The organism is Sulfurihydrogenibium subterraneum DSM 15120 (assembly GCF_000619805.1).
GTDB lineage: Bacteria > Aquificota > Aquificia > Aquificales > Hydrogenothermaceae > Sulfurihydrogenibium > Sulfurihydrogenibium subterraneum.
The window spans coordinates 108,622-130,057 of the sequence record NZ_JHUV01000010.1; the positions used below are offsets into that span (position 1 = coordinate 108,622).

The 21,436-nt window shown below is 30.4% G+C and carries 20 protein-coding genes and 1 riboswitch; of the genes, 8 read left to right on the forward strand and 12 right to left on the reverse strand.

What is annotated here, in order from left to right; genetic code table 11:
• Positions 1–942, reverse strand: a complete 942-nt coding sequence (locus Q385_RS0104915; RefSeq protein ID WP_028950595.1) for a flagellin N-terminal helical domain-containing protein — start codon at positions 940–942, stop codon at positions 1–3.
• Positions 943–1,006: 64 nt separating this feature from the next.
• The gene (gene flgK / locus Q385_RS0104920; RefSeq protein ID WP_028950596.1) at positions 1,007–2,458 is read right to left on the reverse strand and encodes a flagellar hook-associated protein FlgK; all 1,452 of its coding nucleotides are present in this window, start codon (positions 2,456–2,458) and stop codon (positions 1,007–1,009) included.
• Between the two features lie 71 nt (positions 2,459–2,529).
• On the opposite strand from flgK, the gene Q385_RS0104925 reads away from it, so the two are divergent.
• The gene (locus Q385_RS0104925) at positions 2,530–3,414 is read left to right on the forward strand and encodes an ROK family protein (RefSeq protein WP_028950597.1); all 885 of its coding nucleotides are present in this window, start codon (positions 2,530–2,532) and stop codon (positions 3,412–3,414) included.
• Here Q385_RS0104925 and Q385_RS0104930 read toward each other — a convergent pair.
• Positions 3,402–3,749, reverse strand: coding sequence for a 6-pyruvoyl trahydropterin synthase family protein (locus Q385_RS0104930; RefSeq protein ID WP_028950598.1), 348 nt, complete (start codon positions 3,747–3,749; stop codon positions 3,402–3,404). The two genes, Q385_RS0104925 and Q385_RS0104930, sit on opposite strands and share 13 nt — an antisense overlap.
• Positions 3,750–3,838: 89 nt before the next feature.
• Positions 3,839–3,942: riboswitch (TPP riboswitch) on the forward strand.
• 55 nt (positions 3,943–3,997) lie between these two features.
• On the opposite strand from Q385_RS0104930, the gene thiC reads away from it, so the two are divergent.
• The gene (gene thiC / locus Q385_RS0104935) at positions 3,998–5,356 is read left to right on the forward strand and encodes a phosphomethylpyrimidine synthase ThiC (RefSeq protein WP_028950599.1); all 1,359 of its coding nucleotides are present in this window, start codon (positions 3,998–4,000) and stop codon (positions 5,354–5,356) included.
• Positions 5,357–5,388: 32 nt separating this feature from the next.
• On the opposite strand, the gene mgtA is transcribed toward thiC, so the two are convergent.
• Positions 5,389–7,842 carry a magnesium-translocating P-type ATPase gene (gene mgtA / locus Q385_RS0104940; protein WP_051524401.1) on the reverse strand — a complete coding sequence of 818 codons (2,454 nt, stop codon included), beginning with the start codon at positions 7,840–7,842 and terminating at the stop codon, positions 5,389–5,391.
• 55 nt (positions 7,843–7,897) lie between these two features.
• Positions 7,898–9,280, reverse strand: coding sequence for an amino acid permease (locus tag Q385_RS0104945; RefSeq protein ID WP_028950601.1), 1,383 nt, complete (start codon positions 9,278–9,280; stop codon positions 7,898–7,900).
• Positions 9,281–9,429: 149 nt separating this feature from the next.
• On the opposite strand from Q385_RS0104945, the gene Q385_RS09550 reads away from it, so the two are divergent.
• Together Q385_RS09550 and Q385_RS0104955 are read left to right on the forward strand one after the other, a co-directional pair.
• On the forward strand, positions 9,430–9,552 hold the full coding sequence (locus Q385_RS09550) for an EAL domain-containing protein (RefSeq protein ID WP_156925200.1): 123 nt from the start codon (positions 9,430–9,432) through the stop codon (positions 9,550–9,552).
• An 88-nt stretch (positions 9,553–9,640) separates the two neighbouring features.
• Positions 9,641–10,810 carry a hypothetical protein gene (locus Q385_RS0104955; RefSeq protein ID WP_028950602.1) on the forward strand — a complete coding sequence of 390 codons (1,170 nt, stop codon included), beginning with the start codon at positions 9,641–9,643 and terminating at the stop codon, positions 10,808–10,810.
• Here the strand turns inward: Q385_RS0104955 and Q385_RS0104960 are convergent.
• From Q385_RS0104960 to Q385_RS09400, 7 genes are all read right to left on the reverse strand, one after another.
• Complete coding sequence (locus tag Q385_RS0104960; RefSeq protein WP_028950603.1) at positions 10,804–11,928, reverse strand: glycosyltransferase; 1,125 nt, start codon at positions 11,926–11,928, stop codon at positions 10,804–10,806. The two genes, Q385_RS0104955 and Q385_RS0104960, sit on opposite strands and share 7 nt — an antisense overlap.
• Complete coding sequence (locus Q385_RS0104965; RefSeq protein ID WP_028950604.1) at positions 11,925–12,167, reverse strand: hypothetical protein; 243 nt, start codon at positions 12,165–12,167, stop codon at positions 11,925–11,927. Before Q385_RS0104965 ends, Q385_RS0104960 begins: the two co-directional genes overlap by 4 nt.
• On the reverse strand, positions 12,164–14,470 hold the full coding sequence (locus tag Q385_RS0104970; RefSeq protein WP_028950605.1) for a glycosyltransferase: 2,307 nt from the start codon (positions 14,468–14,470) through the stop codon (positions 12,164–12,166). The genes Q385_RS0104965 and Q385_RS0104970 overlap by 4 nt, the downstream gene beginning before the upstream one ends.
• A 67-nt stretch (positions 14,471–14,537) precedes the next feature.
• A complete protein-coding gene (locus Q385_RS0104975) occupies positions 14,538–15,239 on the reverse strand; it encodes a polysaccharide deacetylase family protein (RefSeq protein WP_028950606.1) in 702 nt (233 codons plus the stop codon).
• On the reverse strand, positions 15,224–15,997 hold the full coding sequence (locus Q385_RS0104980; RefSeq protein WP_028950607.1) for a lysophospholipid acyltransferase family protein: 774 nt from the start codon (positions 15,995–15,997) through the stop codon (positions 15,224–15,226). The genes Q385_RS0104975 and Q385_RS0104980 overlap by 16 nt, the downstream gene beginning before the upstream one ends.
• The gene (locus Q385_RS0104985) at positions 15,984–16,820 is read right to left on the reverse strand and encodes a GNAT family N-acetyltransferase (protein ID WP_037919640.1); all 837 of its coding nucleotides are present in this window, start codon (positions 16,818–16,820) and stop codon (positions 15,984–15,986) included. Before Q385_RS0104985 ends, Q385_RS0104980 begins: the two co-directional genes overlap by 14 nt.
• Positions 16,821–16,835: 15 nt before the next feature.
• Entirely contained in the window at positions 16,836–17,012 is a 177-nt protein-coding gene (locus tag Q385_RS09400) for a hypothetical protein (RefSeq protein WP_169733169.1), read from the reverse strand.
• A 151-nt stretch (positions 17,013–17,163) separates the two neighbouring features.
• Here Q385_RS09400 and Q385_RS0104995 point away from each other — a divergent pair, with 151 nt between their 5' ends.
• From Q385_RS0104995 to Q385_RS0105010, 4 genes are all read left to right on the forward strand, one after another.
• Entirely contained in the window at positions 17,164–17,367 is a 204-nt protein-coding gene (locus tag Q385_RS0104995; RefSeq protein WP_028950609.1) for a hypothetical protein, read from the forward strand.
• Complete coding sequence (locus Q385_RS0105000) at positions 17,364–17,801, forward strand: ribonuclease H-like YkuK family protein (protein WP_028950610.1); 438 nt, start codon at positions 17,364–17,366, stop codon at positions 17,799–17,801. The genes Q385_RS0104995 and Q385_RS0105000 overlap by 4 nt, the downstream gene beginning before the upstream one ends.
• A gap of 87 nt (positions 17,802–17,888) precedes the next feature.
• Positions 17,889–19,877: a dynamin family protein gene (locus Q385_RS0105005; RefSeq protein WP_028950611.1), complete on the forward strand. Its 1,989-nt coding sequence runs from the start codon at positions 17,889–17,891 to the stop codon at positions 19,875–19,877.
• 2 nt (positions 19,878–19,879) lie between these two features.
• Positions 19,880–21,433: a dynamin family protein gene (locus Q385_RS0105010; protein WP_028950612.1), complete on the forward strand. Its 1,554-nt coding sequence runs from the start codon at positions 19,880–19,882 to the stop codon at positions 21,431–21,433.
• Positions 21,434–21,436: the final 3 nt, after the last annotated feature.

Genomic DNA, 21,436 nt, shown 5'->3' on the forward strand with positions numbered 1-21,436 from the left:
TTACTTAAAAAAGTCCAATAAAGATAGTTGTCTGTTTTGGTTGAATACAGATATAAGTGCTTGGTATGCAACCTGTGCCTTTTGTAAGTTAGTAATAGCCTCTGCTGATTCTGTATCTTCAAGTTTTGAGATAAGGTCGTTGTTAAACACTTTATTTTGGTCATTTATTGTTTTTAAATCTTGTATAGTTTTTATTTGAGTTCCTATTACAGACCTATACTGCATAACTGTATTTAAGCCAATATCAAAAGCCTCTAAAAGTTTTACATTTTGACCATTTACACTAATGGTAGCAGTGTTTAAATCTCCAAGACTTCCAACCCCGCTTATAGCGTTGTCTATTATATTGACTATCTTGTCTATGGTTTCTGTTAATATCATTTTGTTAGTATCGTTGTTTACTCCTAAGTAAACCTTTCCGTTAAATGTAGTGTTGAGCTCTACACCTGGAGCTACAGGTACTTTTGTTTCTGTAGTTTCACCTTGGTAAGTTCCATCTGGTGCAAATGGGTCAGTTTGAGTTTTAACACCTCCAAATATAGCTGTGTCTCCTATTTTAAAGTTTGCCTGTTTTATAATGTAATCTTTCATATTTACAAAGTAATCTCTTAACACTTTTGCGTCTTCTTTATCTAATACACCTGTGTTTAGCAGTCTTACAATCTCTACTCTTAACTCTTGTCCTGCTTCTACTATGGAGTTAAGCTGTGTTTCTGCAGAATCTAATACATTAAGGACAAAATCCATATTTCTGCCGTATCTTTCTATATCCTGATTTATAGTTTTTAAACGAAGTGCGCTAACAGTTGCTACAGTGTCATCGGAAGGAGAAAGTAGTTTTTTACCTGTAGATATTTGTTTACTATACTTTTCTATCTCATTTTGTCTTATTTGGTCGTTTTTTATGTAGTTGTCATATTTTAATAAATCAGTAATTCTCATATCATACCTCTTTTAAAAGGTTTATTCTTTATTTTATTATCGTGTAAATTTTAAAAATTTTTAACTATTTTACAAGGTTTAATACAGTTTGCATAAGCTCATCTGTAACTGTTATTACTCTTGCAGAAGCCTGATAAGACCTTTGGAGTTTTGTTAAGTTAATAAGCTCTTCATCCATGTTTACGCCAGTTATACTTTTCATCTTTTCTGTAATTGCATCGTATAGATACTTGTTATTTTGTTGCTGTTGTTTTACATAGGAAGATGTTGAAGATAAGTCTGCAACCAACTTCGTGTTGTAAAACTCTGCCAATGTATGGTCTCTTATATAGGTATAATTGTTAGAATCGTTAAGAGAAGACTGTAAAGCAGATTCTTCCGCAGGTGTTAAAACTGGCTGAGATGGGTTTGTATACAATACTCTTATGTTATTTTTTAAACCCAACAGGTCTTTACCGTTTGTGTTATCTGAGTTGAGATATGTATTATCTTGTGCAAGTGCTATCTGTTTTGGGTCTGTAATGTTTAAGTATATGTTTGAAGCATCTATTTTAGTGGAAGATTTTGATGGGTCTATTGTAAAAAAGTCTAAACCTGTACTTCCATCAAGTCCATAGCCTTTTCTGTGGACTTTGTTAAAAACTGTTGCAAAAACTGTTGTAAAGTCATTGAGTTTATTTAATTGGTCGTTTATTGACCTAATTCCTTTTAGATTTCCTCCTAATTGACCGTTTTGAATCTCGTTTGTTATATCAGCTACACCATTCCATTTTACTATTGGATTACCATTTGTATCTGTTTCAAAAGATAAAGGTGTGTTTTGTATGCCTACTACAAGTCCGTATCCTTTTGCTGTAAATACGTTTACAGTGTTATCTTCGTTAAACACAACTTTAGTATCTATTAAATCACTTAGCTGTTTTATAAGTTTGTCCCTTTCGTTTAAATACTCGTTATTTGCTTCAATATCTAACGTTTTTGTTTTTATTGTCTGGTTTAGTTTTGCAAGTTGGTCTGTTATTTGATTTATCTGTGTTATCTGGTCTCTTACTTTTAAAGTAATATCTTGTTTTTGATTGTCTAAGCTATCGTTTATACTTCTTATTTTTCCTATTAAAGTCTGTGCGTTTGCCAAAAACTGAGACCTTGCTGCTATATCGTCAGGTTTTATAAGCATGTCGTTTATTGAATTGAAAAAGTTATTTAAATCTGTTGAAAAACCACTTTCTAAAGCATCGTTAAACAGATTTTCTACTGTAGATAAAATTTCAGAGTAAGAGTTATTAGAGTTTAGTTGTTGGTTTAGCTCAATAGACCTATTAAAAAGAGACTGGTCAAAAACTCGGATTATCTTATTCATAAAAACGCCACTTCTTGGAAGGTCTTGGAAAACAGGAATCTCTCTGTTATAACCTTCTGTTGTAACGTTAGATATATTTTTATTTGTTGAGTTTATACCTCTTTGAAATGTTAGTAAGCTCTGTCCTGCTGTTGATAAAATTCCGAGTAAAGACATAATCTTGCCTCCTGATAGTCTTATAATATTATTATCGCATTTTTTTGAAATATTTTTAAAAGGATTGAAAAATGGAGAGATTTTTAGGTATAGACATTGGTGGGACATTTTTAAAGGTTGCTTTTAAAGAAAATGGTGAAATCAAAACAGAAAAGATAGCAGTTAAGGAAATTCAAAAAAAAGAGTCTTTTTTAGAAAATTTAAGAGAAGTTGTTAAAAAGTATAATCCTAATAAGATTGGAATTGCTATAGCAGGGCTTGTTGATAAAAAAACTGGTCTTTTAACAAACTCTCCAAATCTTAAATTTTTAGAAGGGTTAAATCTTAAAGAGTTTATAGAAAAAGAGTTTAACATTGAAGTTTTTATAGAAAATGATGCAAACGTTGCAGCTTTTGGAGAGTACGTTTACGGTAATGGTAAAGGTAGTAAAGTCTTGGTTTGTCTAACATTGGGAACTGGTCTTGGTGGTGGATTGGTAATAGACGGAAAGATATTTTCTGGCGTGTCAGGAAGTGCTATGGAGATAGGTCATATAACTGTTGAAAAAGATGGATTTTTGTGCCACTGTGGAAGAAAAGGCTGTTTAGAGAGTTATGTATCTTCTTATGGGCTTGAAAGACTCTACTGTCTAATCTCTGAAGAGAAAAGGAGCTCCTTTGAGATTATAAACCTTGCAAAACAAAACGATGATAAGGCTATCCAAACTTTTGAAATTTTCACAGATTACCTTGCAATAGGTATAATGAACATCGCTCACATTTTTAATCCAGATACAGTTTTACTTTCTGGTGGAATTATTGAAAACTATTCAGACGTTTTAACTCTTACTAAAAGTAAAGTTGAGAAACTGGTATTCCCTCTTCCACTTAGAGATTTACATATTAACTCTGCTAAACTTGGAAGCTGGAGTGGTGCTTACGGAGCTCTTGCACTGGCTGAAGTTTACTCTTCGTAGTACTCAGCTCCTCCTTCTTCTGTTTCCCACACTACAACTTTAACAAGTGTTGGATACTTTTTCTTAACTTGGTCGTAAATGTACTTTGCTACATTTTCAGCACTCGGAGAAAAGTCATATATATCGTTCATACATTTGTAATCAGGAAGTATTTCCTTAAGTAAATCTTGTATTTCTAAAAAGTCGTAGCCCATTCCTCCGTTGTCTAATGTATCTGCTTTTATGTAAAGTTCTACCATCCAAGTATGACCGTGCAATGGTTCAGGTTTTCCGTGATAGTTGGTTAGAAAGTGAGCTGCGTTAAATTTCTGTCTTACTCTTACAATGTATGGCATAATTTTTTACCTCTTTATTTTGTATTTATGACTTTTTACATATAAATTAACTTGAAACATTTATAACATAGTTATATATTTATTTGCAACAAGTACCGCGGGGGTGGTTATCCGTTTTATGGATAGCCTGAGAGTATACCCCTTGAACCTGACGCAGGTAATCCTGCCGTAGGGAAGCGGGCGTGGAAAAACCTCCAAGCCACCTTCCTTAAAGCAGGCATTTAAAAACTACACTTGGAGGTTTTATTATGAGGTTATATGTATCAAAACGTATAGGTCAAAAAAACGTCACACAAATGCACTATGCACGTCAGGGTATAATCACAGAAGAAATGGAATACGTTGCAAAGAGAGAAGACCTTCCAGTTGAGCTTGTTAGAGAAGAAGTGGCAACGGGAAGAATGGTTATACCTGCTAACATCAACCATATAAACCTTGAACCTATGGCAATAGGTATCGCTGCAAAGTGTAAAGTGAATGCAAACATCGGAAATTCTGCCATCACTTCTGATATAGAAACAGAGCTTGAAAAGTTAAGAGTAGCTCTAAAGTATGGTGCGGACACAGTTATGGATTTATCAACAGGTGGTAATCTAAACGAGATAAGAAAGGCTATAATAGAAAACTCTCCTGTACCTGTTGGAACAGTTCCTATATACCAAGCACTTCAAGAAGTAAGAAGTATAGAAAAACTAACAGAACAAGACATCCTTGATATTATAGAGCTTCAAGCTCAACAAGGTGTTGATTACATGACTATTCACGCTGGACTGTTAAGAGAGTTTTTACCACTTGTAAACCACAGACTTATGGGTATCGTATCAAGAGGTGGATCTATCATAGCCCAGTGGATGACAATACACGGAAAACAAAATCCTCTATACACAAACTTTGACAAAATCTGTGAAATATTTAAAAAGTATGACGTTACATTCTCCCTTGGAGATGGATTAAGACCAGGTTGTATTAATGACGCATCAGATGAAGCTCAGTTTGCAGAGTTAAAAGTTTTAGGAGAACTAACTAAGAAAGCTTGGGAACATGACGTTCAAGTTATGGTAGAAGGACCAGGACACGTACCTATGGATCAAATAGAGATGAACATCAAAAAACAGATGGAGTTATGTCATGAAGCTCCTTTCTACGTACTTGGACCGTTAGTAACAGATATAGCTCCTGGTTATGACCATATAGCTTCAGCTATTGGAGCAGCAATGGCAGGATGGTACGGAGCTGCTATGCTTTGCTACGTAACACCAAAAGAGCATTTAGGATTACCAAATCCTGAAGATGTAAAACAAGGATTGATTGCATACAAAATAGCAGCTCACGCAGCTGACCTTGCAAGACACAGAAAAGGTTCTAAAGAATGGGATGATGAAATGTCAAGAGCAAGGTATAACTTTGACTGGGAAAGACAGTTTGAGCTTGCAATAGACCCAGAAACGGCAAGAAAATACCACGACGAAACATTGCCTCAAGAAGGATTTAAATCTGCTAAGTTCTGTTCTATGTGCGGACCTTCTTTCTGTGCTTACAAAATCTCTCAAAATGTTCAAGAAGCTGTAAAAGAAAACGAAGTAGAATTTCTTCCAATAATAAAATAATCTATATCCCCCTTTATGGGGGGTTAAATAATTTACACTTTCATAATTCTGTAAAACTTCAACTTTACAAACTCAACAACCACTATGTAAACAAAAACAATAAGTAGAATCAACGCTATAATATTTAAAGGCAGTGACTTTATTTCTAAAATCTCTCCAAGTGGTGTGTAAGGAATAATAAACGTAAAAGAAATTATAGCAATTATAGAAAAAGTTAAGTATTTACTTGACTTGGATTTGTAAAATCTACTTTTTGTCCTTAAAATTATCATAACTAAAAGTTGAGTAAGCATTGCTTCAACAAACCATCCACTTCTAAAATACTCAGGAGAAAGATGAAATATAAAAAGTAAGACTCCAAAAGTTATATAATCAAAAATTGAGCTAATTAAACCAAATATAACCATAAAACTTTTTATAAAGTTAAAATCCCACTTTTTTGGAGTGTTTATCCAGTCTTCATCTACATTATCGTTTGGTATTGTTATAATGGCAAAGTCTGTCAAAAAGTTAGACGCTAAAACCTGCTTTGGTAAAAGTGGTAAGAATGGTATAATAAAGGAAGCTCCAGCCATACTGAAAATATTTCCAAAGTTTGAACTCGTTTGCATAAATATGTATTTTAAAGTGTTTATAAACGCTTTTCTTCCTTCTAACACACCATCTAAAAGAACTTTTAAACTTTTTTCCAGCAAGACTATGTCGGCTGACTCTTTTGCTATGTCAACTGCGTTGTCTACAGAGATTGACACGTCAGCTGATTTCATAGGTGGAACGTCGTTAACACCATCTCCGATATAACCTACAACGTTTCCTCCTTTTCTTAAAGCTTGTATTATATCCTCTTTCTGAGAAGGAGTAAGCTCTGCAAATATATCATACTTTTCTACAACCTTAACCAGAGCATCTGGATGAATGTTATGTAAATCTTCTGAAGTTAAAACGTTATTTAAGTTTAACCTCTCTCCTATGTGTTTTGCAACAAATCTGTTATCACCTGTTAAAATTTTCAGCTTTATACCTTTCTCTTTCAGCATATTTATAGTATATAAAACATCTTCTTTAAGTGGGTCTTCAAATATTAAAAATCCTAAAAATATCATTTTTGACTCATCTGAAAAATCTATTAAATCTTTATCAATAAACTTATAAGCTACTGCTAAAACTCTATAACCTTCTTTAGAAAAATCTTCTAAACTGTTTAAAATTTTTTCTTTATATTCATCTGTTAATGGGCTTACTTTGTCATTTATTTCAACAAACTCACAAACCTGTAGAATGTTTTTAACAGCTCCCTTTGTTATTAAAAGGTTTTTACTATCAGGAGTCTTTACAAATATTGAAAGTCTTTTCCTGTTAAAGTCGTATGGGATTTCGTCTAACTTTTTATAAGCCTCAATATCTAAACTCTTGTAAGAGATTAAGGCTTCATCTATCGGATTTTTAAATCCAGTTTGAAAGTAAGCATTAAGATAAGCAAGTAATAATAATTTCTCACTTTTTTTGTTGTTTAAATCTTTGTATGATGCTAATTTCATAATTCCTTGGGTAATTGTACCTGTTTTATCACTGCATAAAACATTCATACTTCCAAAGTTTTCTATAGAAATTAACCTTTTTACTACAACCTTTTTACCAGCCATTTTCTTTGCACCAACAGAAAGGGCAACAGTAACGATAGCAGGAAGAAGGGTAGGAGTTATTCCTATTGATAAAGATAAAGCAAATAAAAATGATTCAACAACAGGTCTATGGAAGTAAACGTTTACAAAGAAAACAATCAATATTAAAACAAAGGCTATTTCCGTTAGAAGATAACCAAATCTTCTTAAATTTCTTTCAAAGTCAGTTTCATATTTTAATTGACTGTATTTAGACGCAATTTTTCCAAACTCTGTATCTTTTCCCGTAGCTGTACATAAAGCCTTTGCAAAACCGCTTACTACATAACTTTCTCTGTAGACTTTATCTCCATTTTGCTTTTCAACAGGGTAGGATTCTCCTGTTAAAATAGACTCATTTACAAATAAATCTTTTGACTCTACAATTATACAGTCAGCTGGAACAATATCCCCAGCTGTAAGTAGCACTATATCACCAACAACTATCTCTTCAATGGGTACATCCTTTTTTTGACCACTTCTTATTACTGTTGCTTTAACTTTTACTAAAGACCTGAGACTTTCAATTGTTTTATGAGCTGACCTTTCTTGAAAAAAGTCAACTACTCCACCAAGAAATAAGATAAGGACTATTATCAAAGATTCAAACTTGTCTCCTAAAATGTAAGATATTAAAGAAGCAAACAGAAGTAGTAGAATAAAAGGATTTTTAAACTGATTTATAAAAAGTTTTAAATCAGAAAAACGATCTTCTTCTTTTATAGTGTTATAACCGTATATCTTTAATCTTCTTTTACTTTCCTCTTCGGCTAAACCTTTTTCAATATCAGTATTTAGTTTCTTTACAAGTTCTGCTATATTCATAATTTAATTTTAAAGAAAATAATTTAAAAAACAATTCAAATTACGTTAAGGTTTTTTAACTTTTTCCTAAAATACTGTTTTTATAGCCATAGGAAAAGTAAATTAAAATACCAATGATTGTCCAGATAAAAAATCTCATCCAAGTATCAAATGGTAATCCAGCCATAATAAACATTAGGAAGATAAGGTTTAAAGGCAGTAGTAGGTTTGGATAAGGGACTTTAAAAATAGGTTTTATATCTGGTCTATTTCTTATAACGATCGCAGCAACTCCTACCATAAAGTAAGCAAAAAGTGTTCCTATATTTACCATTTCAGCAAGTATTTGCAAAGGTAAAAATCCAGCCAAAACAGACAAGAGAGCTCCTCCTAACATAGAAGCTTTATAAGGTGTGTTAAATTTTGGATGTATGTCTGCAAAGGTTTTAAAGAAAAGTCCATCTCTTGCCAGTGAGTATAACACTCTTGTAAATCCAAGACCCATAACTATCATGACACTTGTTATTGTGATTACAGCTCCTATAGAAATAAAATCTGCAACCCATTTTTCATTTACTTGATACATAGCGTATGCAAGAGAGTCAGGTTTATCTTTGTAAGAGTAATACGGAAGTATACCAACCAGTATAAAAGAAACCGCTATGTATAGAAAAGTACTTATACCTAAGGATAGTATTAGACCTTTTGGGAGGGTTTTTTGTGGGTCTTTTGTTTCTTCTGCCAGCGTTGATACTGCATCAAAACCAAGATACGCAAAAACTATCAAAGATGCAGCAGTCCAGACACCCTCCAACCCATAAGGAAGGAAGTTAGATGTTATATTTTCAAGTTTTACGTACTTTATTCCAATAAATATAAAAACTATCAAGATAGTAATCTTAAGAAGGACTATAAAAAAGTTAACCCTCGCACTCTCTTTTATACCTATGGTTAATAAAGTAAAAACCCCAAGTAAACCTAAAAATGCAAATAAGTCTACAACTGTCCCTTTTGATGGGTCAAATGCACCACTAAACTCTATAGGAAGTTTAAAACCAAAGTTATTTTCCAAAAATGTTCTTAAGTAGCCAGACCAACCTGTTGCAACTGCCGCAGCTGCTACGCCGTATTCAAGTAAGATATTCCAAGCAACAAGCCAAGCTATTACCTCTCCCAATGTAGCGTATGTATAACTGTAAGCACTACCAGAAACAGGAAATGCTGAACTAAACTCTGCATAAACCAAAGCAGTTATACCAATTGCAATTGCAGAAAGTATAAACGATAAAATTATACCTGGACCAGCATAGGTAGCTGCTGCCTGCCCTGTAATAACAAAGATACCAGCTCCTATGATCCCACCTACTCCTATAAAGACTAAATCCCATAAACCAAGACTTCTTTTTAGTTTTGTATTATCTATCTGATTATAATTTCTTTTTCTGAAAAAATCTTTCATTTATACCTCCTCTTAATTTCCTTAAGTAAAATTTTAGCACAATTAAAAATCAACATATATATTAAAAAACGTTAATTTTTTCTTAAAAATAATTTAACTTTTTAGTACTACACTTTTAAAAGATGTAATTAAAAGGGAGTTTATTACTTATGACAGAAGTAGAAGATATTATAGAGAAACTGTACTTTTTATATCAACCTATTGTTAATATAAGAACTGGAGAGATTTATGGATACGAAGCTTTAATTAAAAGCAAGAATGACTTTAGATAAAATTTTAAAAATTCTTTCAATGTAAAATCAAATATTTTCAAATTTTTGATATTATAATATACTCTTATTTTTTAGTAGGGGGCTTTTGTTGAAAAACAAAGAAAACTTACTTATAGTACTTTTTGCATCTGCGTATATATCAATATCATTGTTTACAGCTCTTATAGTGTTATTTTTAGTTTACGAAATTTATAAAATAGCTAAAAAGGAAATAAAAATCTATGGTGAGTTAAAACTTCCTTTATTTATGATAATTACTCCTTCATTATTATCTACCGCAATATACGGTAATCTGAAAGAGTTTACAGGAGTATTAGGTCAAACCTTCTTTAACATCTCATACTTTGCAAAAGATTTATTTAATCCTACAGAAAGACTCTTTTATAAAGTTAATCTCACAGTAGTTATTTTTTGTACAATAGAAGCTGTAATAACTGTGTTTAATTACTACAGAGGTTTAGAACAGCCTATATGGGGTGGTGTTTTTGAGATAGGTATAGTATTTGCTTTAGGTAGTTTATCAAGTTTTGTTATGCTTCTGTTAGAAAAAGAAAACTTTAAAAGAGGAATTTATCTACTTTTATTTTTAATCTTTACTTTTTTAGTCTTTTATACAGGAAAGAGAAATCCAATACTGGGAATATTTTTTTCTTATTTAGTTTTATTTGTTATTCTGCTTAAATTTTCACATGTGGGAAAAAAAGTCTTATACACACTATCAGGGTTGTTTTTTGTTGTAGTCTTGGCAGGAACTTACGTTGCCTTTGAAAAGTTTCCAAAGTATAGAATTTTAGTTGAAGCTGTAATCACAGGAAAAACTCTTTCTCAGCAGGAGTTAAACGAGTTTTCAAGTTCAAGGTGGGAGATAGGTAAAAAGGGTTTAGAGGTCATAAAAAAAGACTTTGAGAATAAAAACATCATTCCTATACTTATAGGACACGGTTATAATGCAGGGTCAAGGTTAGACCCTCCATCTCCTGTAGGAAGGTCGTATGAGTCTATCTTTTTAATATCAGAGTTTATCAATATTGGTCTAATTGGACTTTTAGGACTTATATTTTTAATGTACAAGTATTTTAGGTTTGTCTTATCGATTAAACTTCAAAATAAAAATCAGATAATAGCTTTGCCGTTTTTGGTATTTCCAACATACTTTTTAGTAGGGGGAATTTTTAGTGGAATATGGGACGCAATACTTCCTCTTTACTTTTTAATGTTTGGAATTGCTGAAAATTACTTTAAAGTGGAAAATCAATGATTTAAAACTTTTTTATAGACAGTGATGAGCTTTTCCATCGTTTTATTTATATCAAAATTTTCTTTAACAAATCGCTGAATTTTATCGGCTTCCACTTTTTCTAAGTTTTCTGATAGATTTATTACTTTATGTATAAAATCTAAACTATCTTTACAAAGTAAGTCTTTATAATAACAAACCTCTGGAAAAGCGTTTTCGTTATAAGCAACTACAGGAAGACCGCAAGCTTGAGCTTCAATTAGAGAAAATCCAAATGTATCAGTTTTAGAAGCTGTAACAAATATATCAGATATTTTATAAAGTTTGATTATTTCTTGTCTATCCTCTACATAATCTATAACTGTAAAATTACCGTCAAGTTGGTCGTAAATTTCTTCTTTAAGTACTCCATCTCCCACAAGTAAAAAGTGAAATTTTTTTGGTCTTAAAAAGTTTAAAGTTTTAAATATCTTTAGAAGTTGGGGAAAATTTTTGTCGGGTGAAAATCTTCCAACGTATATCAAAACGATTTTATCTTCTTCTATTGCATACTGGTATCTTAAAGATTTATTTACCTGAGAGTTCATAAAAACATCTAAATTTATACCGTGAGGTACTACTTCAACGTTATAAATACCTACAGTATTAAGATACTTTTTAGCGTAAAGAGAAGGAGCTATTACTAAATCCATCTCAACATAAGTTTTATATACGTACTTTCTAATTAATGGTCTTATTAGATTTTTACCTTTTAGTAAATTATTTGACACTTTTTCTAAATCAGAGTGAAAAAAACCCAGTACTTTAAAGCCTTTTTTCTCTTTAAGATAGTTAACTACTGATGGAATTAAAAAAGGAGATCCAATTTCAACTATATCAGGCTCTATCTCTTCTATAATCTTAGCTAATTTAACAGGATTTACAATTAATCTGTAGTTTTTTGAAAATAAAAGCTGAGGAGACTTAAGAGTTATAACTTTTGTTTTTTCTTTGTAGTAAACACTGTCTTCTTCTGACGGAATTAATAAAGTGTGTTGTATATCTTCAAACTTTGAAAAATAATTTATCTTGTTGTTTATGTAAGTTTTTATCCCCCCTCCCCTATTACTGTAAAAGTGAGTTATATCAAGTATTTTCATTTAGACAAACTCTTTGTTATTATTTTCACTAATTTTTTGTGATACAGTTTGAAACCATAAGATGTTTTTTGATAAAGATTATACTGTTTTGCTATCTTCCCAATCATTATTAGGCTGATGTATTTTTTAGTCTTTTTTATTACCTCTTTTTGTATGTCTGTAGCTATCCACCACTCACTATCTTTTAATTTTACTGTAGGTGTAGGGTCAACTGGGTAATAGCTTTTTCTTGATTTCATACAAATACCTCCTGATTTATTTTTGAAAGTTTTCCAAGGGATAACAGTTTTAACATCTCTATAAGAAGCTCCCTCTCGTCAAAGTTTTGGATGTACTGTAAAATGTTTTTCTTAATGCTGTTTCTGAGATTTTCATTGTTTATCAGTCTTTCTAAAATAATTTTGTACTCATCTGGATTGTTGTCCTTTACAATAAAACCTGTTATTTCATCTACGATGTTTTCTTTAGCCCCACCTTTATCTGATAAAAGTGGTATAAGTCCGCTTGCCATAGCTTCTAAAACGACGTTGCCAAATGTGTCAGTTGTACTTGGGAATAAGAAAAAGTCTGCACTTGCGTAAGCTTTAGCTAAGTTTTCACCTTCTAAAAACCCTGTAAAAGCTATTTTACCTGAGTAAGTCTCCCAGAGCTCCTTTTTATACGGTCCATCTCCAACTATTACAAATTTAACCTTTGGATTGTTTTTCATTCTTTCGTAAACTTCTATAAATACGTCTAAATCTTTTTCTTTAGATACTCTTCCTGCATATAACACTACAAACTGGTTGTTGTAATCTTTTATGTAATTTTTCCAGAAATTTTTGTCTCTATAAGAAGGGTTAAACTTTTTAGTGTTTACTCCTCTTTTAAATACAACCATTTTATTCTCATCTATACCTAACTCTTTAAGTTTTTTGTAGTATTCATTTGAAGGAACTAACACTCTGTCTGCAGAGTTGTAAAATAGTTTTATTAATGAAGCAGATAAATTAGCTATTGTATGGTCTTGGGTGTATCTGTAAACGTACTCTGGAAAATCTGTGTGATAAGCACTTACAAAAGGAATGTTTAAAATTTTTGATATTATTAGCCCGTATATTCCCATTACTCCGGGTGTTGCACTGTATATAACGTCAAAGTTTTCTGATTCTATGTAGTCTAAAACTTCAAGAAGGTTTGGTATATTTATAGGAATATCTTCATACTCTGGCAGGTCAAAAGTTAAGAGAGGCTCAAAGTTTTTTATGTAATTACTATCAAACTTTTTTTTGTGAGATATTAAAAACTTAACGTTATAACCCTCTTCTTGAACTAACTTGAAAAGTTTTTGAGTAGTCCTTGACACACCGTTAATTTCAAAAAAGGTATCGGTTAGGTAGGCTACTTTACCTTCTGAGTGTCCATTTCCAAAAAACTCTTTATGAAAGTTAATGGAAGTGTGTTTTTCTTCAGCTCTCTGTTTGTAAACAGAAAGATAAACCAAGTACACACTTGAAAAGATTAAAGCTTTACCTAAATACATACTGATTTTATCAAAATCAAAGCTCTTTTGATTTCTTATCTGATTTAAGGTGTATGGTAGTAAATTTGAGAAAAAGTTGAATATATTTTCGTGATTGTCTTTACTTATATCTCCTTTAAACTTTATAACGTTTTCTATAAATACAGATGCAGAGTTTCTACCTAAAATTTGGTCTAATATTGAAGATGATTGTGGCTTTGGGTCAAAAAGGTTATCAAGTAAATAACCTAAGTTGCCTAAACTATAACTTCTTTTAATACCTTCTTTCCCTATGTTCATTACCATGTGAGTTAATTTTTTTGGGTTACCGTAATCTCCCTCGTAATACGTTTTTCCTGATAGTATTGCCTGCTTTAAATCTTCTAAAGTATTTCCTTCCGCTACTGTGTAGCCTGTTCCTATGTCCATACCTCCGTGGTCATCTGACCCTCCAGTGAAGCTGATGTAATCTCTGGTTCTTTTGAAAATGTTGTGTTTATTTGCTAACTCTTCTAATTTTTCCTGTGTAAAAGATTTTGCTATTTTTTTTGTGATGTAAGCTGACGTTTTAGACCTTGTTCCGTTGAGTATCTCCCAGTTATCAAACAAAAGTGCAAATTTTTCTATATGTTCTCTTTTTAGCTTTCCGTCCATATTGTATAGAGGATGGGCTAATATGTGAACTATGTTATTTTTTTGTAGATAATCAACCAATTCGTAAATGTTTCCCCTTAGATGCTGTATGTCTTTATGCTGTTTTTCGTTTATGTCTATTGCTATAATGTGGACTTTACATCTATCTTCTGGAAAGTAAGTGGTTATCTCTTCTGATATAAATGTATCAGGAAGATGTGCTATTTCAAGGCAACCGTCTATCGTATCGTGGTCTGTGATGGTTATAAGTGTCATTCCTCTCTCTTTCAAGGTGTTATATAGTTTTATAGGTTTGACGTAGCTCTCACTTATTTTTAGTTTTTGAGAGAAATACCCTCCTGGTTTATTTGATGCTTCAGAATGTAAATGTAGGTCTACCTTTATCATCTCTACTTCCTCCTAACTTGTTATCAAGATTTTAGTTATAGAGTTTTAAGTTATTATTAAAAAAGGGTTAATTTTTGATAAAATTTAAAGTATCTTTTAAGAAGATAAATTCAAAATCATGACTGTCTAAAATGTCCTTTACAAGTTTCAGCTTCTTTTTATTAAGGACATCTACTGGGTGTAGTGCTATTCTGATAACTACAGGATTTAAAAGTTTTAGGATAGAAAAATGTCTTTTAAATGAAATAACTGACAAGGTTTCTATAAAACCCCTTGAACCAAAAGATAAAACAGGGGATAGTATCTTTTTATTGTTTTCTAAGTCATATACGAACCTTCTGTCTGTAGTAAATTTAAAGCCGTATTTTTTTAGCAGTTGAAAATCTGATTTTTTCATAAGCCAAGCAGGTGGTATAAAGCCTTCTGGGTTGTATCCTAAACTTTTTAACATCTCTAAACCTTTTTTTATTCTTTCTTCAGTATCTTGATAGTAAGCAAACTCTCCCTCTTGGTTTGTAAGCAGGTCTTTATAGCTATAAAACTTTCCAGATTTATGTGTGTATCCGTGAAGGACAACTTCGTTATCTTTTATATTTTCATATAACCACTGTTTTATCTCAAATAAACTGCCTTTTTCGTGATAAAAAGGTATAAGTAAAAAAGTTAAATTTTCTACACCTAAATTGTTTAAAAACTCTAACAACTCTTCAATCATTTCAAGGTTTGATTTGGTTATATCGTGGATAGACACGTTTAGTTTGTATAGCATCTTAATATTTCTGAGTGTAAGTATTTTGAAAGTTCTTTTCTGTCTTTAAAATCTTTAGGATTTATCGGTTTTAAAAACACAACCTCAACTTCAACACTTTTAACGTTTAGTAAAAAGTTAAAAACGTGATTAAAAAGTTTCATATCTCCGTAGTAATAGATAAGGTCTCTGTTTTTTTCATTTAATTTTTCTCTATTTACAGCCTTATACTTTATACAAGTAGGAGCTATTTTTACTCCAATTTGAAAAGCTAACTCTACAAATGATGATTTAAAAGGTAAAACAGTCTCACCGTTTGAAGTAGTTCCTTCTAAGAATATAACTAAGTTAAAACCTTTTTCTAACACCTCTTTTAACATTTCTATTTCTCGTTTTATACCATTTTTAGATTGTCTATCTATAAATACACTTCCTCCATACTCTGCTATCTTTCCAAATAAAAAGGTGTTTTTTACTTCATAAGTTGACACAAAAAGATTTTTATCACTGTTTTTTAAAATAAGAATGTCTAAATAAGATAGATGGTTTGGCGTAATTATGTAGCTTTCTTCAGGATTTAGGTTAAAGTTATTTATGTAAACTTTTATATTAAAAAGTTTTAAAGCTAAGTCTCTGTAAAAGTTGCTATTTTTTATAAGTTTATGTAATCTTTTTCTCTTATCTACGGTAAAAAAGTAGATAAAGGTTGAAGATAAAAAAAATAAAAAAGTTAGGACTAAAAAAATGCCAGCTCTGTATAAAAATCTAATGTATTTCACTTTTTTTATACTTTCTTTCAAAAGTTTTTGTCAAATTATCTGTGTTTAAAACTGTTAGAAAATCAATACACTGAAACTCTCTATCTAATGCAGGATAACTACACACAGAAGATCCTGCATTTAGGTATGCTTTTAAAAGTGATGGAATTAAGTCTTTTGCTTTTTCTAAGTCTGGATTCAGCTGTTGTAAAAAGTTTAAATATTTGTCAAACTTTGGCATGACATAATCGGGCTTTACTTCACAGAGTAGATTTTCGTTAAAATAGTTTTTTCTAAGATGTAAGTATAGATACGCAGCTTCTACTGGGTCTGTTATGTAAACACTCGAACAACCAAATAGATATTTAGAGTCTGTTTGTTTTACGTAATCAGCTATACCTTTCCATAAAAGTGCAATTGTGATACCGTTTCTATGGTCTTTCTTTATTGCAGCTCTACCCATCTCTAAAATATTTCCGTTTAACTTTTTTATGTTGTCTATGTAAAACTCTGTTTCTGAGTAAAACTTGTTAGAAAAAAGAGAAGATATTAATCTATAAGTACCTATTGGTTTACCTGTTTTTTTGTCAATAATTATTATGTGGTCTGCTAAAAGGTCGAACTCGTCAAAGTCTATAGGAATAAGTTTTTTCTTACCTTCTAAAAATACTTCAAACCTAAGTTTTAGTAAATCTAAAAGCTCGTTTTTTGTTTGAGCTGTCTTTACAATGTAGGAGTTTGTTTCTATGTGTATGTTTACTTTACTTTTTAAATTTTTTATTTTGTACTTATAAAAGTTTATAGGTATGTTTTTAACTTTTTTTATCTTATTTATAGCTATCATGTTAAAGCCTCCTTTTTAGACTTTCTTTTTAGTTGGTCTTTTTTTCAGTAAATCTTTATCTTTTAGATACTGGATAACAGTGTTCACTATCTCTTCAGCATCTTTCCAGTTTTGCAAAGTTCTATCATCTGTCTTTCCTGTAATTTCCCAAATTTTTAAAGCAATTTTCTCAACTATCTCTCTGTTTTCCATCTTGTCAGCTCCTTACTGATTTTTTATTGATTTTAGACAATAAGATTTAATTTTTGTTTAAGGTAATGTTAAAAATTTTTAGTTTAAAGTTAATGAAATTTAAAAATTTTTTGCTTATAATTATCTTTAAAAGAAAAAGAAGGAGTCTACAATGGACAGATTAGATGATATTCTTTCAGAAATAAAAAGTCTTGAAAAAAGATACTCTAAATATCTAAAAGAAAAAGAGAGAGTTAGAAAAAGACAGCAAGACGTCCACTTTACTCCAAAAGATAGAGAAATACTAATAGAAAGTTTTGTTATAGCTAACATTGTTGAAAACTTGATAAGTAAAGCCATTTCAAAATTAGTATGAAAAAGTTTGATTTTGATGAAATTAAACGATACATAGCAAAAACTTCCCAAGAAACGTCTATTTATGTAGGGTGTGATTCTAAGCAATTCCAAACTTACACGCTTTTTGTTACAGTGATAGTTGTCCATATAGACTCTTGTAGAGGAGCGAAGATATTCTCAGAGGTTCAAAAAACACGAAAGATAGAATCTCTAAGAGAAAGACTTTTAAAGGAAGTAGACCTTTCTGTTTATGCAGCGTTAAACATTTTGGAAGTAATAGAAAACAGGACTTTAGAAATTCATCTTGACATAAATCCTAGTGAAAAACATAAATCAAGTATGGTTGTAAAAGAGGCTATAAGTTATGTTATGGCTCAAGGATTAAAACCTGTTTTAAAACCAAATTCAATTGCTGCTTTTTCCGTTGCAGATTATATAGTTAACCACTGTTAAATCTTTTCAAGGACTTGAAGTTATTTGTATAACTATAAAAACTATGATAAAATTCAAGTATAGTTTATCTAAGGAGGGTAAATAAGTATGATTGACTTAAACTACTATAACAGAGAAAAATCTAAGGTAATAGAAAATGTAAATAATTACATAATTAGATTAAAGAAAGGTAAGGAAATTTTAAGCTCTGTAAATTTACCTATAAATTTTGATGAATTTACGGAAAAATTAGATGGAATTGTAAAATCCTTAATAGATGATAAAGTAAGAGTTTCTGTAATAGCAGAAGTTTCAAATGGTAAATCTACATTCCTAAATGCACTTATATTTAAGAACATTATTCTTGATGCAAGGATTGGAGAAACAACAGCAAGGCTTTATCATATTTCTTACGGTGATGAATATGCAGTAAAATACAAAAATTTAGAAAAAAAATTTAACAGTTTAGAAGAAATAAAAGAATTTATAAAGCAATTAAACAAAGAAACATTAGAAAAAGCAGAAGAAAGTAGAGAGGGAGGAAAAGTTTTAAATATTTCAGAAGATGAGTTAAGCGTGTTTATTTACATACCTTTGGAACATTTGAGAGTTGGAATAGAGGTTATTGACACACCCGGGTTTGGAACGCTAAATGAAGAATTAATGATGAAATTTATTACAAGTGCTATTCATTCAAGTGATGCTGTTATAACTATACTTGATATAAGTCAAGGAATTAAGAAAAGTGAAAGCGAGAAATTTTCAAAGCTATTGTCCATGATAAGGCCTGACAAAAGGTATATTGTTTTTAATAAGGTAGATTCATATGAAGATGAGGTAGAAAATTTTGATTATGTTAGTAGAGATGTTATAAACAATATGAACAGGATTTTAGAAAAGCAAGGATATGACCAAAAAATTGATGTAAATCAATTGTTTTATGTTTCAGCTAAATTAGCACTGCAAGGCTTTATTAAGCAAGCAAAAGCTGAAACTTTAGATGAGGGAGCTAAAAAATATAAGGAGTTATTCGAGGAGTTTGAAAAAGAGTTCTGGAACGATGTTATAAATTACAAACAAAAAGAATTTTTATCTGATAAAATCTCTTCCTTTGAAAGATTAAAAGACTCTATAAATAAAGAAATTAATAGTATTTACAAAAATTTAAAGAATAGATTATTACAAATAAAAGCTGAGAAAGATAAGATATTAAGATCACAATATGAAATAAGTTCAATGTCGTCAAAGCTTCAAGGAAAAGCTAACAATTGTATAAACTATTTAAAAAGTATTAAATTAAGTGCTGATGAAGTTATTTCTGATATTGAAGAGGAAATTTTACAAAAATCAAAAGTTATTGATTACATTGAAGAAAATTATGGTTTTTTGTCTTCACTTACTAAAAAAGGTGAAATAGAAGAAGAAATAAAGTGTAGATTAAAAAATGTAGATATAAAAAGTATTTTAAAGAGTAATCTCAAAAAATATTATGGTGATATTTTTGAAAGGATAAGATTCCATGTCCAGGATTATAATGAAAGTGCTTATGAGTTTAATTCTAAACTTGAAAAAATGGGAATAGAAAAATTTAGATTTCCCGTCGTAGAATACAAAGAATCTGAAGAAGGACAAGAAAAACAAATTTCAACTCAGTTTGAAATTAAAAGGAGCGGTGTTTTAGCTCCTGCATTAGGAGGATATCTGACAGGAGCCCTTATTGGTGGTTTAATTGAGCAATTAGTCTTAGGAACAGTTATTGGTGCAGCAGGGTTTGTTGCAGTTTCAATACTTATACCAATTTTTATCTCAAAAGATGTGAAAAAGAAAAAAGAAGAATTAAAACAAAAAATCAGAGAAGGAGTTCGTAATAGTCTTTATGATATAAAGGTAGAAATTAATAAACTAAATAATACTTTAGAAGACTATATAGACGATATTAGAAGAAAAGTTATCGAAGTTGAATTTATTAATTCAGAAATAATAAAAGCCCTTGAAAAAAGTGATTTAGACGAAGAGATAAAAAAGATAGAAAATCAATTAGATACATTAAAAAACATAGCTAATGTTTTAGAAATAAAAATCTTAGCGGAGGTTTAAAGATGGAGCAGGAACTTAAAGTTTTAAGAAATAATATATTGTTTTTAAGAAATGAATACCTTGAAAAACTTTGTGATGTTGCAATTGATGTTATAAAAAGGGATAAAATAGAAGTCATTTTTGTTGGTAAATTATCAACTGGAAAAAGTACGATAATGAATGCTCTCCTTGACAGAAACATTATGCCAACAGGGATTGGAACTATTACAAAATCTATAAACACAGTTATAAAATCTGATGAAGACAAAATCGAAGTTATTTATAAAGATGGAAACTCTGAGGTTTATCAACTTAATGAAAAAAGTTTTGAACTTATAAACGGAAAAGCCAATATAAAAGCCGTAAATGTTTATCTTAAAGACTTTCCTTTTTCAAGTGTAATATTTGTAGATACACCCGGAATTGATGAGCTACAAGAAAACTTGGAAAACTTAACTCTATCAAGAATCCCTACAGCTGACGCCGTAGTATTCGTTTTAGATATATCAAAAGGTTTAACAAAAAAAGATAAAGAGTTTTTTAATGATTATATTATTAAGTTTTTGAGAGATAAAATTTTTATTGTCTTTAATAAGCTTGATTTAGTTAAAGATGAAGTTGATGAAGAACAAATCCAAAATGTAAAAAAGGATTTAGAAGGATTTACAGTGTTTGTATTTTCTGCAAAAGAGAAAGATAAAGACTTTTTTGCTTTTAAAAATCAATTATTTAACTATCTTTCAGAAACTAGTAAATCCCAAATCATAAAATCAAGGATAAACTCAATTATAAAAGCGATTGAAGAAGTTTCTAAAAAACAGTTAAACTCACTAATTGAAAATAAACAAAAAACAAAAGAAGAGCTTCAATCAAAATTATCTGAATTAAAAATGAAGAAAGCTGAGCTTGACAATACATTAAATGATTTGAGGAAGAAGGTAGAAGTAGAAATTTTAGATATTATAAATAACAAAATTGTCCCACTTATTGATAATAAAAGAATAGAAGTTATTACAAAAGTAAAAAACATGGATCCAGATAATCTAAAAACTTATTTATCAGTGAATTTAAGAAATGAAATTCAATCACTTATAGTGAGCATAAAAGAAAATCTAAATAAGTCAAAATTTGACTTTAACATCGCAGAACTTTCTGGAATAGGGTCTACTTCATCCTTTACATCTTTTATCTTATCGTCGATAGACATTTTAGGAAAGATACTTGACCCATTACTAAAAAGATTCAATCTTCCAGACTTAACTGATGTTATTCAAGATTTGATTAAAACATTAGCTATGAGTAATATTGAAGACGATATAAATAAAATTTTTGACAAAATTAAAGAAAATATCATTTATTCTATAGAAAGCTCTAAAGACTATTACTTTGAGGAGTTAAAACTTAGAGAACATGCTAATTTAGATAGTGAAATTGTTTCGACCGAGAAAAGTATTGAATTTATTGGAAAAGATAAAGAAGAAATTGAAAATGAACTAAAATTTTATGAAAGTAAGATAAAGGTTATAGAAGACACTGTAAATAACATAAGGAGTATTCTTGAAAGTAAAGTTATTTAGGGT

What these genes read in the sequence shown, in the direction of transcription:
- Q385_RS0104975 (WP_028950606.1), bottom strand. Translation starts at nt 15,239, where the DNA reads ATGCTATACAAACTAAACGTGTCTATCCACGATATAACCAAATCAAAC.
- Q385_RS0104925 (WP_028950597.1), top strand. Translation starts at nt 2,530, where the DNA reads ATGGAGAGATTTTTAGGTATAGACATTGGTGGGACATTTTTAAAGGTT.
- mgtA (WP_051524401.1), bottom strand. Translation starts at nt 7,842, where the DNA reads ATGAATATAGCAGAACTTGTAAAGAAACTAAATACTGATATTGAAAAA.
- flgK (WP_028950596.1), bottom strand. Translation starts at nt 2,458, where the DNA reads ATGTCTTTACTCGGAATTTTATCAACAGCAGGACAGAGCTTACTAACA.
- Q385_RS0104945 (WP_028950601.1), bottom strand. Translation starts at nt 9,280, where the DNA reads ATGAAAGATTTTTTCAGAAAAAGAAATTATAATCAGATAGATAATACA.
- thiC (WP_028950599.1), top strand. Translation starts at nt 3,998, where the DNA reads ATGAGGTTATATGTATCAAAACGTATAGGTCAAAAAAACGTCACACAA.
- Q385_RS09400 (WP_169733169.1), bottom strand. Translation starts at nt 17,012, where the DNA reads ATGGAAAACAGAGAGATAGTTGAGAAAATTGCTTTAAAAATTTGGGAA.
- Q385_RS0105010 (WP_028950612.1), top strand. Translation starts at nt 19,880, where the DNA reads ATGGAGCAGGAACTTAAAGTTTTAAGAAATAATATATTGTTTTTAAGA.
- Q385_RS0104960 (WP_028950603.1), bottom strand. Translation starts at nt 11,928, where the DNA reads ATGAAAATACTTGATATAACTCACTTTTACAGTAATAGGGGAGGGGGG.
- Q385_RS0104965 (WP_028950604.1), bottom strand. Translation starts at nt 12,167, where the DNA reads ATGAAATCAAGAAAAAGCTATTACCCAGTTGACCCTACACCTACAGTA.
- Q385_RS0104930 (WP_028950598.1), bottom strand. Translation starts at nt 3,749, where the DNA reads ATGCCATACATTGTAAGAGTAAGACAGAAATTTAACGCAGCTCACTTT.
- Q385_RS0104915 (WP_028950595.1), bottom strand. Translation starts at nt 942, where the DNA reads ATGAGAATTACTGATTTATTAAAATATGACAACTACATAAAAAACGAC.
- Q385_RS0105000 (WP_028950610.1), top strand. Translation starts at nt 17,364, where the DNA reads ATGAAAAAGTTTGATTTTGATGAAATTAAACGATACATAGCAAAAACT.
- Q385_RS0104985 (WP_037919640.1), bottom strand. Translation starts at nt 16,820, where the DNA reads ATGATAGCTATAAATAAGATAAAAAAAGTTAAAAACATACCTATAAAC.
- Q385_RS0104995 (WP_028950609.1), top strand. Translation starts at nt 17,164, where the DNA reads ATGGACAGATTAGATGATATTCTTTCAGAAATAAAAAGTCTTGAAAAA.
- Q385_RS0104970 (WP_028950605.1), bottom strand. Translation starts at nt 14,470, where the DNA reads ATGATAAAGGTAGACCTACATTTACATTCTGAAGCATCAAATAAACCA.
- Q385_RS0105005 (WP_028950611.1), top strand. Translation starts at nt 17,889, where the DNA reads ATGATTGACTTAAACTACTATAACAGAGAAAAATCTAAGGTAATAGAA.
- Q385_RS09550 (WP_156925200.1), top strand. Translation starts at nt 9,430, where the DNA reads ATGACAGAAGTAGAAGATATTATAGAGAAACTGTACTTTTTATATCAA.